A 13,463-nucleotide genomic window follows, 5' to 3' on the forward strand; every position below is an offset into this window, starting at 1 on the left:
ATAATCTGCGTTTTTATGCTTAAAATATAACAAAGACAAGAAAGTCGGTTATCAGATCCGACCGCCCGGCGAGCATATTTGAAAGCGTCACCACATGAATTTAAGATCGTTCTCGGCTAACTTTGTTCCAAATTACGTTACTTTGATTGGATTAACATTTTGCATTGGTTAGATAGTGAAAAAAATAAAAATAGTTGCGCTTTCCTTTACATTCCTTCTATTTCTACTGGAAAGTTGTATAGCCCAAAATGCCGACCCCGAAGTAATTTTACCTCCGAAAAGGGAATTCAGGGCAGTTTGGATCGCAACTGTTGATAACATTGATTGGCCAAGCAGCAAAAATCTTATACCAGAGCAACAGCAACAGGAGTTTTCGAACCTGCTGGATTTTCATAAAAAAGTGGGAATGAATGCGGTGTTCGTCCAGGTGCGGGCGGCCGGAGATGCATTTTATGCCAAAAGCCCCGAGCCCTGGTCTGAATGGCTTACAGGCAGGCAGGGCCGGCAACCGGATCCGATGTGGGATCCGCTGGATTTTATGATCAGCGAAGCACACAAGCGCGGTCTTGAATTCCATGCGTGGCTTAATCTGAACCGGCTCGTACACAAATCTTCAACGAGTGTTTCTTCCGAAAACGTCAGCAAAATACATCCCGAATGGATCCTGAGTTATGACGGTTATAAGCTTTTTAACTTCGGAATTCCGGAAGTAAGGCAGTTTATTACAGATATGACGGTCAATGTTGCCAAAAATTACGACGTTGACGGAATCCACTTTGACGACTATTTTTATCCGTACGCAGCGCCGGGCCAGGTTATTCAGGATGAGGCAACATTCCGAAAATATGGTGAAGGTTTTTCCAATAAAGCCGATTGGAGAAGGCATAACATTGATTTATTGGTAAAACAAATTCATGACGGACTGGAAGCGGTCAAGCCACGACTGAAATTCGGGATCAGCCCTTTTGGAGTCTGGAGAAATAAGGATCGTGATGCAGAGGGCTCGAAAACATTCGGTGCGCTGGCTTCCTATGACGATCTTTTCGCAGACAGCCGTAGATGGATTAAAGAGGGCTGGATCGATTACATTGCGCCGCAGGTTTATTTTTCATCCGGTTTTTCACGCGTGCCTTACCGGAATCTGGTGGATTGGTGGACTGCCAATTCTTACGAACGACATTTATATATAGGAATGGGCGCTTACCGCGTCGGATATAAAGACAGGGACACACATTGGTCCAATCCACTCGAAATACCCAATCAGATCCGTTATTTGCGCGAAAGTGAGACCGATGGAGCCATATTTTTCAGTTCCCGATCCGTAAGGGGCAATAATTTGGGATTCGCTGACTCATTGAGAAGGGATTTCTTTCGCTATCCGGCGCTTATCCCGACAATGCCCTGGAAAGATCGCATTGCGCCCCTTTCTCCTAGAAGTTTGAAAGCGACATTGTTGTCTAAGGGCATTGAATTGACCTGGGAAAAACCGGATGCAGCTTCGGACGGCGACCGCGCATGGTATTATGTGATTTACCGTTTTCCGCCAGAGGAAAAACCGACTGCTTACGATCCGCGCCGCATCATTGGCATGTGCTATGAAGGCGAACAATATGTGGATATGACGGCTGAGTCCGGGCAACGATATGTTTATTATGTAACGGCCGTGGACCGCCTGCATAATGAGGGCCGCCCGATCGGTCCATTAAAAGTGGAAGTCCATGACCAGAAACTGGTAAGATTTTAGTCCTATGAGCAACACCATTCAATACGAATATAAACCTGAATATTTAGCCGTTTCAGTTCCTACAAAATACAACTCCGAAACGCTTCGTAGGGAAGAAATGGTGCTCAATATTGGTCCGCAACATCCTTCTACTCACGGTGTTCTGAGGCTGGAAGTGGTTACGGATGGCGAGATCATTGTTGACGTTGTCCCACATTTGGGTTACCTACACAGATGTTTCGAAAAACACGCGGAATCGCTTCCTTTTAACCAGGTTATCCCTTATGTTGACCGGTTGGACTATGTGGCGTCCATGAATTCCGAACACGCTTATGTGATGGGTGTGGAAAGAATGCTGGGCATTGAAAACGACATTCCCAAACGCATTGAATATATCCGGGTCGTGGTGGCCGAGCTTAACCGGCTTGCATCGCACTTTGTTGCATTGGGAACTTACGCGATGGACATTGGCGCTTACACACCTTTTCTTTGGATGATGCGTGATCGCGAGCAAATCCTTCGGTTACTCGAATGGACTTGTGGAGCCAGAATGCTATACAATTACATTTGGATCGGCGGCTTGTTTTATGACTTGCCTGTTGGGTTTGAAGAGCGCTGTTTGGAGTTTGTTAAATATCTGAAACCTAAGCTTGTTGAATTGCAGCAACTGGTGGTTGATAATAAAATTTTTATCCAGCGAACTGCCAATGTCGGCGTGCTTCCGTTGCCGGTTGCCATTAATTATGGTTGCACTGGCCCCATGTTGCGCGGTTCCGGCTTGCGTTACGATTTGCGAAAAGTGGATGGATATTCCGTTTATCCCGAGCTCGATTTTGACATTCCGATTGGGGAAGGAAAAATGGGCACCGTGGGCGATTGCTGGGACCGAACCTGGGTTCGTGTGCTGGAATGCTGGGAATCGGTGAAACTGATCGAGCAAAGTTTGGAGCAACTAACTGGTGATTATAAACGGACTCGTGATTTTGACCCGCAGGCTGTTGTGCCCAAAAAGATCCGCCCCAAAGCAATGGATTTTTACGTTCGTGGTGAAAGCCCGAAAGGTGAGCTTGGCTTCTTTTTCAGAACTGACGGCCGTTCAGACGTTCCATTTCGGTGCAGAGCAAGATCCTGTTGCTTCCACAATCTTTCTGTGATTGGAGAAATCACAAAAGGCTCTTTACTGGCTGACCTGATCGCCGTAATCGGCTCCATTGACGTCGTAATGGGCGAGGTGGATCGCTAGGACAAAAAAAGAGCCACTTTTCAGCGGCTCTTTCTGCTATTTAATTGATGTCAAAATTAAGCTTCCTGCGCAACGCCTACCAATTCATTTTTTGCTAGAAACTCAGCAATTTGAACGGTGTTCGTTGCAGCGCCTTTGCGAAGATTATCCGCTACAATCCATAGGTTCAATGTCTTAGGCTGTGATTCGTCGCGGCGGATGCGGCCCACGAATGTTTCGTCTTTTCCATGTGCTGTCAATGGCATTGGGTAAAGTGCATTTTTTGGATCATCCTGCAAAATCACACCTTCCGCCTCGCTCAATATCTGACGCACTTCGTCAAGATCAAATTCATTCTCAAATTCAATGTTAACTGCCTCAGAGTGACCGCCAATCGTTGGAATGCGAACAGTTGTTGCAGTTACTGCAATGCTGTCGTCGCCCATGATTTTTTTGGTTTCGTTGGTCATTTTCATTTCTTCCTTCGTGTAACCATTGTCCAGGAACACGTCAATGTGCGGCAACACATTCAGGTCAATCTGGTGCGGATAAACTTTTCCTCTACTGTGATCGCCAGCGCGCTCTGAGAAAAGTTGGTCAACTGCCGCCTTACCCGTTCCGGTTACAGACTGGTAAGTGGAAACAACCACACGTTTAACCTTATATTTTTTGTGCAAAGGATTCAAAACCACCACCATTTGAATGGTCGAGCAGTTTGGATTTGCAATAATTTTGTCTTCTTTGGTCAATTCACCTGCATTAATCTCCGGAACAACCAGTTTTTTGGTCGGGTCCATTCTCCAAGCTGAGGAGTTATCAATTACTGTAATGCCAGCTTCTGCAAATCTTGGTGCAAGTTCCAATGACGTTCCGCCGCCAGCCGAAAATATTGCTATTTCAGGTTTGGCTGCAATCGCGTCCTCAAATCCGATCACCTTTATCTGTTTACCCTTGAATGTAACTTCCTTGCCAACAGATCTTTCGGATGCAACGGCTAATAATTCCGTCACTGGGAAATTACGCTCTTCGAGCACTTTGAGGATTTCGCCGCCCACCAAACCGGTAGCGCCTACTACTGCGATTTTCATTCTTGCATTGAGATTAGATATGAAATAATTGAGATTTTACCCCGGCCGTTTAGGCCAAAAGTGCCGCAAATTTACGAGTAATTTTTAGAATTTATAAATATTATATGGTGTAATACACACATCCATAGGCACATCGTGTTGGTCCAAATCATCGATTTGCTGAACAGGAGGGAAGAACGAAAGTCCTACCTTTAAAGTATCAGGCTTGCATTGAGACAAAAAACGATCATAATAACCGCCCCCATAACCAACGCGAAAACCGTTATTATCAAAAGCCAGCAGCGGAATCAGAACAGCATCCAACTGATTTACCTCAATTATTTGTGCATGAACAGGATCGGGCTCTGGAATGCGCCAGCGGTTTTCGATCAATGTGGTTTCTGGCTGTAAGAAATAGTGCAGCATTTCTCTGGTGCCCGGGATTATATAAGGTGCTGCAATATGCATGGAAGGGAAAGCTTCATGGATGAGGGATACAATTTCCCAGGTGTCGACCTCGGTTGCATTTCTTTGTGGAAGGAATGTGTGAATGATGTTAATCGTCTTGTCAATCAGCAACTTCCGCAGGTTTAATGTGATTAATGCATTTGCATTTGAAATGTCAGCCGGTTGCATGGCTTGTCTTTTCGCCAGATATTCCTGTCTTAATTCAAATTTGGTCATTGCAGGAAAAGCGTCTTTTTTTGGATTGCAAGATCAGGAATTTTCGCCTTTTTATTCTATTGTTCGTACTTTCACGATCTGATTTCAAAATCTTTAACTATTGTATAGCATTTAAAGACATGAACAAAATTAAAGTTGAAAATCCCGTCGTTGAGCTGGATGGCGATGAAATGACCCGGATCATCTGGAAGTTTATCAAAGAAAAACTCATTTTACCGTATCTGGACGTAGATATTAAATACTACGATTTGGGCGTGGAATACCGCGACGAAACCAATGATCAGGTTACGATTGATGCAGCCAATGCAATTAAAGAATATGGTGTTGGTATCAAATGTGCAACCATTACGCCTGATGAGGATCGCGTAAAGGAATTCAATTTGAAACAAATGTGGAAATCACCTAACGGAACGATCCGCAATATTTTGGATGGAACTGTTTTCCGTGAGCCTATCGTAATGAGCAATGTGCCTCGTTTGGTAACAAACTGGACTGCGCCTATTATCGTTGGACGTCACGCTTTTGGTGATCAATATAAGGCAACAGACTTCGTTGTGCCAGGAAAAGGAAAGCTTACTATCAAGTTCGAAGGCGAAGATGGACAAGTGATCGAGCACGAAGTTTACCAATTCAAAGGAGCTGGTGTTGCGATGGGAATGTATAACATCGATGAGTCGATCCGTGGATTTGCTTATGCTTGTTTCAATGTTGCATTGGACAAAGGATGGCCGCTTTACCTTTCTACAAAAAACACGATTCTTAAAAAATACGACGGACGCTTCAAGGACATTTTCCAGGAAGTTTACGAAAGCGATTATGCAGGAAAAGTGCATTATGAGCACCGTTTGATCGATGACATGGTTGCTTCTGCATTGAAATGGGAAGGTAACTTTGTTTGGGCTTGTAAAAACTATGATGGTGACGTTCAGTCAGATACAGTTGCGCAAGGCTTCGGTTCACTGGGCTTGATGACTTCTGTTTTGGTAACACCAGATGGCAAAACCATGGAAGCGGAAGCAGCGCACGGAACGGTAACACGTCACTATCGTGAGCACCAAAAAGGAAAACCAACTTCTACAAACCCGATCGCGTCTATCTTCGCATGGACTCGTGGATTGGCATTCCGTGGTAAATTGGATGGAAACCAGCCATTGATCGATTTCAGCCTTGCCCTTGAAAAAGTGTGTATAGAAACGGTTGAAAGCGGAAAAATGACAAAAGATCTTGCGGTTAACATTCACGGAAATGACGTGAAGCATGGCGAGCATTATCTATATACTGAGGAATTCCTTGACGCAATCGATGAAAATCTGAAAGCGGCATTGGCATAATCTGCATATCATTGTTAAAAAAAGCCACTGATTCTTCACGAATCGGTGGCTTTTTTGTTTAGGTATCATTTTGGTATAGTATATTATGTTGTAAATGTTACCCCCATAAATAAGTTGAAGCCACATTTTCTACGCATATTGATGCTGTTTCTTTACCTGTCGTTCACAGGTGTGGAATCATACAGCCGGCCTATGCAAATCCCTGATGATCAGCCGGTCGAGAAAGCTGATTCGGTTCAAAAGATTGTCTTGCAAAAGGATATTATTGACGTCCTTAAAGGCTTGCGTAAAAAGAACCGTCAGGATTCTGTAAAGGTTGATACGGTTTTGAAAACGGGAAAAGTGCTGTTCTCAATTGTTCCGGCATTTGGCTATACATTAACATCAGGTCTGATCGGTTCAATGAATGTAAATTCCGCGTTTTATTCCAGCAATCCGCATAAAACGAGGTTATCAAGCATTACTGCAAACTTCATTTACACGCAATACAAGCAGATCACCATTCCGCTGCAAGCGAGCATCTGGACAAGAAATAACGATCTGAACATTCTGACCGACTGGCGTTATTTCAAATATCCGCAGGACACTTATGGCTTAGGGCCTGACAGTGAGCTTAGTAACGCGTCGCAAATTGATTACAAGCATGTTCGACTGCATCAGACTGTCTTGAAAAAAGTCACAGAGTCGTTTTACGCCGGAGTTGGGTTCTTCTATGATTATCGCTGGCGCATCAGCCAGGAAGACAGCAATGCGGACGTTACCCGATATGGCCTGACGCCAAAATCGATCTCCGCCGGACCGGTTGCCACATTAGTTTATGACAACCGAACAAACTCCATTAATCCCGAAAAAGGCTTTTACACCAGCGTCCAATATAGATCAAGCCTGAAAAGACTAAATAGCACGAGCAACTGGAATTCAGTTGTCGTGGATATAAGAAAATATTTCAATCTCCCACAAGGCAGCAGAAACACACTAGCATTCTGGAATTATAACTGGCTGGTTGTAAGCGGTAAAGCGCCTTACCTCGACCTTCCAAGCACCGGCTGGGACCCTGCAACTGCTATGGGTCGCGGCTACATTCAAGGCCGTTTCCGCAGTCCAAAATTACTATATTTTGAAACAGAATATAGAATGTCCCTCACCCGCAACGGCCTGTTCGGCGCCGTAGTTTTCGGAAACGCCCAAAGCGTCTCCAACTGGCCCGCCAACAATTTTACGAAAATCGCCCCCGGCGGCGGTGTCGGACTCAGGATCAAAGTCAACAAGAAATCTAGGGCGAATGTTGCTATCGATTACGGTTTCGGGATGAAGGGGTCGAGGGGTTTGTTTGTGAATTTGGGGGAGGTGTTTTAGCCAACGCCCTCTAATCCTCCCTCCCTTCTTTCCGATTCGGATCTGCCATTCTGACGATTTTTGGTGAGAATTTTGCCAGGACTTTTACAAGGTTATGTTGTGCAGCGATGACCTGGTCGATGTTTTTATAAACCATTGGCGATTCGTCGAGATCGCCGCCTATGAGCTGGATTCCGGCGTCTTCTAACACCTTATTCATTTCGCTTCTTGTGGTTGTAGAGAATGCTTTTGTGCGTGACATAACGCGCCCTGCGCCGTGTGAGGCGGAATTTATTGCTTCTGTGCTTCCTTTGCCACGAATAACATAGCCCGGCTGACTCATGGATCCTGGAATAATGCCGAGCTCGTCAACACCAGCAGGCGTCGCGCCTTTCCTGTGAACGATAACATTCCGGTCATCCGCAAGTTGCTCTTTCCACGCAAAATTATGGTGGTTTTCTATCATTCTTAGTGGCTTATGCCCCAGCTCGCGGGCGATTTTATTATGGATTTCATGATGATTTGCGGAAGCATATTCACCAGCCAAGTTCATCGCGATCCAATATTCCTGTCCTTCTTGCGTATTCAAATCCAGCCACGCGAGATGCGCAGCCTGCTTGGGCAGAACTGTTTTTTGCATAGCCAGTTTGGAATAATGATTGGCAACATTGCCGCCAAATCCACGCGAACCGGAATGCGAAAGCAATGACAAATAAGTGCCTTTGGGAAGTTTGAGCAATGTATCATCTTCAAAAACTTCCACAATTCCCCATTCAACAAAATGATTTCCTGTGCCCGAAGTTCCCAACTGACGATATGCCTTGTCTTTCAGGTTTTTGACAATTTTGACCGAATTCCATTCCGGCAGATCCATCACGCTATCGTCATATTTGCGAGTCGTTTCGCCACCCATGCCGAATTTGGTGTTTTCAGTCAGGATCTTTTTGAGCAAATGCGGTTCACGTTTCATATAATTGGCAGGCAAGTCAAAAACCGACATGCACATGCGGCAGGCAATGTCGACGCCCACGGCAAACGGGATCACTTTATCAGCTTCCGTCGCGAGCACACCGCCGATCGGCAAGCCATAACCCTGATGTGCGTCCGGCATTAATGCGCCAGCAATCGAAATAGGCAGACTTACAGCCGTTTCCATTTGCTGCAAAGCGCCTTCCTCAATGTGCTCTTTCCCAAAAACCGCATAATGCAGTTTGTCTTCCCGCAGATTAAACTTATGCTTTTCCTGCCCATCCTTTTCCTCCAATGTTAAAACAGCTTCCTCATTGTATATCAGCTCCTTACCGTCGTCCGTTAGCGTAATTTCCTTTCCGTTTCTTTTATATTCGTATAAGATTTTGGCAAGATTGGTCACCTTATTTCTGGAAAGCGCATATTTTTTCGGGCTATTGATCATTTTAGCCAGCAGCAGGAAAACTTTCTCTTTCGGTTGCTTAGCACGCTGATGCAGGCCGTTCGCAACACGCAGCACTTGCGCATGCAGCTCCTCAGGAATGTTGGCCAAAAACTTTATCTCGTCAATGTTGATTTCCGTGTTCATTTGAATGTTGTTTTAAGTTAGAAAATTCATCTATCCTTAGACGCACATCTTTCGGTTTGGTAACGCTACTTTTCACAAATCTTTCTTTGCATTACACAAAACAACTTCTAAAAAACACGTACCTTTGCGGGCAATTTGTTCATACAGATCGCAGTATCTTCTTTAACTAAATTATTGTTGCAATGTCCGCAGTAGCAGAGCAAACCCAGGTTGCACCCCGGTTATTGGCCGACCGGATCAACGCACTCGAAGAATCTTCGACGCTTGCGATGACGAAAATGGCGCGTGAATTGGCCGCACAAGGCCACAAAGTAATCAGTCTGAGCGTAGGAGAGCCAGATTTCAAGACGCCCGCACACATTTGCGAGGCTGCAAAGAAGGCCATTGATGATGGTTTTCATGGATATTCACCCGTAGCAGGGTATCCTGATTTGCGAAAGGCAATTGCTGACAAATTAAAGCGCGACAATAATATAGATTGGAAACCGGAAAATATCGTGGTTTCAACGGGTGCGAAACATTCATTGGCCAATGTAATCCAGGTTTTGATCAATCCGGGCGATGAAGTTGTGATTTTTGCGCCTTACTGGGTTAGTTATTCCGAAATGGTGAAACTGGCTGAGGGTAAATCAGTTGTGGTAAATGGTGCTTTTGATAATGATTTCAAAGTTACCGCTGCACAATTGGAAGCTGCGATCACACCCCGCACGAAAATTGTGATGTATGCTTCTCCAAACAACCCAACGGGAGCAGTTTACTCAGAACAAGAATTAAGAGAAATCGCAGCTGTGATCGAAAAGCATGAAGATGTTTACGTTCTGGCTGACGAAATTTATGAATATATCAACTTCACCGAAGAAGGTCATTTCAGCATGGGATCGATTCCTGCATTGAAAGATCGCGTGATTACGGTCAATGGTGTGGCAAAAGGTTATGCCATGACGGGATGGAGAATCGGGTTTACGGCTGCTGCAAAATGGATCGCTGATGGCGTTGAGAAATTGCAGGGTCAGGTTACTTCGGGTACGAATTCTATCGCTCAAAAAGCAGCAGTAGCAGCATTCAACGGCCCTATGGAGCCTTCGATTGAAATGACAAAGGCTTATGCGCGTCGTCGCGACCTGGTTGTTGGTTTGTTGAAAGACATTCCTGGGTTTAAGGTAAATGTGCCTCAGGGAGCATTTTACGCATTCCCGGACGTAAGTTATTACTTCGGAAAATCAGACGGAACGACCACGATCAATGATTCGGACGACTTCTCAAACTGGTTATTGAACAACTCATATGTGTCAACAGTTGCAGGTTCAGGTTTCGGTGCACCAGATTGCATCCGGATTTCAACAGCTGCTGCTGACGAATCACTTGTGGAAGCAGTTCAGCGCATCAAAGACGCCGTAGCGACTTTAAAATAACATAAATTGAAATCATAAAAGCCTCATGGGTGTTACCTGTGAGGCTTTTGTATTCCCGGGCAACGGAATTAGCCGTTCACCGCAATATTTGAATCGATGAGTAAGTATTATTTTTTGAAGGTTAAAGAAATAGAAAAAGAGACGGAGGAAGCTGCTACGCTGCATTTTTGGCATCCGCTGAATGAGGTCGTTGCGTATCGCCCGGGACAATTCCTGACGATACTTTTGCCGGTTGATGATAAAAAGATCAGGCGTTCCTATTCAATGTCGAGCTCGCCTTATACGGATGTTTCGCTTGCCATTACAATTAAGCGGGTTCCGGGAGGTTATGCTTCCAATTTGCTGCTCGATTCGGTGAAGGTTGGTGATACATTGGAAGTTATGGAGCCTATGGGCGCATTTTTTCCAAAACAAAGCGATGATCAGACCCGGCAAGTCGTTTTTGTAGGAGCGGGGAGCGGCATTACGCCTTTGTTTTCTATTTTGAAATCTGTTTTAATGGTTGAGCCCGAAAGTGAGGTTTTCCTTATTTATGGCAGCAGAAATGAGGATAGCATTATTTTTAAAAATAAGCTGGAAGCATTGCAGGCCAAATATGGAGAGCGCTTAAAAGTCGTTCATACATTAAGCCAACCCTCGGATTCCTGGGAAGGGGAGAAGGGGCGTTTGAATAAAAGCCATTTGCTCAAAATCGTTGAGAAGTTACCGACATTGAATAAATCCGAAGCCGAATTTTTCCTTTGCGGCCCGGAAGATATGATGGAAGAAGCGCATAGGGCGTTGGCCATTTTAGCTGTTCCAGAAAATAAGATCCGGAAAGAAAGCTTTATGACGGCAACGGCCGCGCAACCTGGTGAAGTGACATTGGAAGAGGAAGATGACACATTGAAAACGCGCGAAATCACATTGTTCTATGAAGGCGCGGAATATAAATTGCCAGTAAAGCCACACGAAACGGTGCTCGAAGCAGCCTTGAATATGGACATTGACTTGCCTTACTCGTGTCAGGCAGGCATGTGCACGGCTTGTTTGGGCCGATGCACTTCTGGAAAAGTGCATTTGGACGAAGAGGACGCGCTTTCAGAAGCAGAATTAAACGAAGGCTTTATCCTAACCTGCGTAAGTCATCCGATGAGTGATGATGTGATTATCGAGGTGGAATAATTAGAATCAGTTATTAAAAAAACCGAGCGGGTAATGATTACATTGCCCGCTCGGTTTTTTTTACTTATTAGGAACTGGTGGTTTGGCAGGCGCTGCCGGCGCTTTTGCAGGCTTTGCAGGAGCAGGTGGTGGCGGAGGCGCTTGTCCGTTCCGGATGGAAGTGGCTTTCGCAGGTCGGGGCATTTTGGCAACCCTCACTTTCGGCACTGATCGCGTTTCATATCGGGCGAGTCCAAGCGATTCAACTCCCATTTTCTCGCTGATGGTTTCCATTTTTTCACGAAGGCCTTCGATTTCTTTTTCAAGATTGCGGATAGGCTCCTCTGCTTTTAATGTTTCTTTTCTTGTGGATGCAATCTGCGCATTCAGGTCAGAAATCACTTGTTCTTGTGCTTTGATCTGCTGCTCAAAATCTCCCAATTGCTTCTCTAATTCCGATTCATTGGTCTTATTATCATTGGAGCGGGATCTTTCCAGAAGTGAAGATCTCTTTTCCATCAAATCTTCACGCAATTCCATTGCCCCTTCTTTTTTCCATTCGAGCTTTTCCATGTTTCTTTCCACACGCTCCACATCGAACCGGTATTTTTCAATTTCCAGGTTAATCTCCTCAATGCGCTGGTTATAAGGCTCCATCTCGGTTTGAAGCGCTTGCAACTTACGGTGGATCTCGTTCATTTTCTTTTGCGTCGAGTCGTTCATGAATGCAACGTCCGCCATGCCGGAAAGGTCAATGTCAGGGATCTCAAATTCAGGAATGTCAAATTCAGGAATCTCGGGAACATCCATATCCGCAAGTTCAACAACCGGCTCAAACTCATCTGCATGGGCAACGGAAAGATCTCTTGCCGCATATTTATGTGCAGATTGCTTTTTCTTGGCGTTATGCTGCGCTGACTTTTTCGCCTTTTGCTTGTCAGATTTTTGGGCGACAGCATAAACAGAGATCCCAATAACCAAGCTCAACGCAAAAAGCATAATTGGTAGGTTTCCAAGTGTTCTTGCAGGTTTAGGGTTTAATCCCAAAACGCGCTGCACTCTTTGCAAAAGCAATGGTTTTTTTGAAGCAAATGCCATTGCAAAACCAGGCGTATGCTGCCATTCAGCCACTTTTACCAAAGCATGCGCTAATGACATTTTGTCTCCGCAAACACTTAATGCAATGTCGTCACAGCAATGTTCACGCTCGGCACGGATGCGGTCGGATAACCACCAGATGGCGGGATGGAAGAAGAAAACGACTTCCACAAATGATTGTAACATGTTGATCAGATAGTCATTTCGTCGGATATGCGCCAGTTCGTGAGCTAAAATTGCTTCCACTTGCGCAGTTGAAAATCCGGATAGCAATCCAATCGGAATTAAAACGACAGGGCTAGGCGCTCCAATGACCATGGGCGTCACGATCTTCGCCGTCTCCCGAAATTCAACAGATTGTGTAATGTTCATTTTCGCGATCATTACGCCAAACCGTGCACGCCATTCTTTGTCCATGACAATGTTGGCTTTCGTGCGCAAACGCTCTGTGAAGATCCATCCGCCTGCAAAACGCACAAGCAGAAAAGCAGCACCTATGAGCCAGCAGACCACAAGTTCATTCAAATGAGCGGAAATCCAGAATTGAACTTTGAAGGATAACGGAAGCTCCGAATCGATTGCACGGTTCATCGTTGAACTGGCTAAATGGAACATTCCGGTGGATTTGGCTGCTATTCCTCCACCAACCATTGCCGCTGACGTTGCTTTGAAATAATAATAAATGAATGTGAGTGCGGATACGAAAACCTGAGCCGACAGAAAACCCACGCCAAAGACGTATTTTAAGTTAGCAGATTTTCGGCGAAGCAGATAAAAGCAGGCAACAGCAATAATGGCGATCAATGTGCCTTGCCATAAGGAATGGATCAATGTCCATCCGAAAGCAGTGATGACAGTGTCTGAAAGAAGGTTTTGGATAATTTTCATGG

Annotated in this window: 10 protein-coding genes; 6 read left to right on the top strand and 4 right to left on the bottom strand. The window is 45.1% G+C overall.

What is annotated here, in order from left to right:
* Positions 1 to 175 precede the first annotated feature (175 nt).
* Positions 176 to 1,744 carry a glycoside hydrolase family 10-like protein gene (locus tag AC0IYG_RS29470; protein ID WP_471714623.1) on the top strand — a complete coding sequence of 523 codons (1,569 nt, stop codon included), beginning with the start codon at positions 176 to 178 and terminating at the stop codon, positions 1,742 to 1,744.
* Between the two features lie 4 nt (positions 1,745 to 1,748).
* Positions 1,749 to 2,966 carry an NADH-quinone oxidoreductase subunit D gene (locus tag AC0IYG_RS29475; protein ID WP_471714624.1) on the top strand — a complete coding sequence of 406 codons (1,218 nt, stop codon included), beginning with the start codon at positions 1,749 to 1,751 and terminating at the stop codon, positions 2,964 to 2,966.
* A gap of 56 nt (positions 2,967 to 3,022) precedes the next feature.
* On the opposite strand, the gene AC0IYG_RS29480 is transcribed toward AC0IYG_RS29475, so the two are convergent.
* Both AC0IYG_RS29480 and AC0IYG_RS29485 read right to left on the bottom strand, forming a co-directional pair.
* Positions 3,023 to 4,033: an aspartate-semialdehyde dehydrogenase gene (locus AC0IYG_RS29480; protein ID WP_471714625.1), complete on the bottom strand. Its 1,011-nt coding sequence runs from the start codon at positions 4,031 to 4,033 to the stop codon at positions 3,023 to 3,025.
* An 84-nt stretch (positions 4,034 to 4,117) separates the two neighbouring features.
* Positions 4,118 to 4,696, bottom strand: coding sequence for a 5-formyltetrahydrofolate cyclo-ligase (locus tag AC0IYG_RS29485; protein ID WP_471714626.1), 579 nt, complete (start codon positions 4,694 to 4,696; stop codon positions 4,118 to 4,120).
* 119 nt (positions 4,697 to 4,815) lie between these two features.
* Between AC0IYG_RS29485 and AC0IYG_RS29490 the strand changes: the two genes are divergently transcribed.
* Together AC0IYG_RS29490 and AC0IYG_RS29495 are read left to right on the top strand one after the other, a co-directional pair.
* Positions 4,816 to 6,027 carry an NADP-dependent isocitrate dehydrogenase gene (locus AC0IYG_RS29490; RefSeq protein ID WP_471714627.1) on the top strand — a complete coding sequence of 404 codons (1,212 nt, stop codon included), beginning with the start codon at positions 4,816 to 4,818 and terminating at the stop codon, positions 6,025 to 6,027.
* A 141-nt stretch (positions 6,028 to 6,168) separates the two neighbouring features.
* A complete protein-coding gene (locus tag AC0IYG_RS29495; RefSeq protein WP_471714628.1) occupies positions 6,169 to 7,383 on the top strand; it encodes a BamA/TamA family outer membrane protein in 1,215 nt (404 codons plus the stop codon).
* Between the two features lie 10 nt (positions 7,384 to 7,393).
* Here AC0IYG_RS29495 and AC0IYG_RS29500 read toward each other — a convergent pair whose 3' ends face one another.
* Positions 7,394 to 8,920: an RtcB family protein gene (locus tag AC0IYG_RS29500; protein ID WP_471714629.1), complete on the bottom strand. Its 1,527-nt coding sequence runs from the start codon at positions 8,918 to 8,920 to the stop codon at positions 7,394 to 7,396.
* A gap of 182 nt (positions 8,921 to 9,102) precedes the next feature.
* On the opposite strand from AC0IYG_RS29500, the gene AC0IYG_RS29505 reads away from it, so the two are divergent.
* Both AC0IYG_RS29505 and AC0IYG_RS29510 read left to right on the top strand, forming a co-directional pair.
* Positions 9,103 to 10,332 carry a pyridoxal phosphate-dependent aminotransferase gene (locus tag AC0IYG_RS29505; protein WP_471714630.1) on the top strand — a complete coding sequence of 410 codons (1,230 nt, stop codon included), beginning with the start codon at positions 9,103 to 9,105 and terminating at the stop codon, positions 10,330 to 10,332.
* A 96-nt stretch (positions 10,333 to 10,428) separates the two neighbouring features.
* Positions 10,429 to 11,496, top strand: a complete 1,068-nt coding sequence (locus AC0IYG_RS29510) for a 2Fe-2S iron-sulfur cluster-binding protein (protein WP_471714631.1) — start codon at positions 10,429 to 10,431, stop codon at positions 11,494 to 11,496.
* Positions 11,497 to 11,556: 60 nt separating this feature from the next.
* Here the strand turns inward: AC0IYG_RS29510 and AC0IYG_RS29515 are convergent, their stop codons facing one another.
* Entirely contained in the window at positions 11,557 to 13,461 is a 1,905-nt protein-coding gene (locus tag AC0IYG_RS29515; RefSeq protein WP_471714632.1) for a M56 family metallopeptidase, read from the bottom strand.
* Positions 13,462 to 13,463 lie beyond the last annotated feature (2 nt).

It is taken from the genome of Dyadobacter sp. AC419, assembly GCF_979253085.1.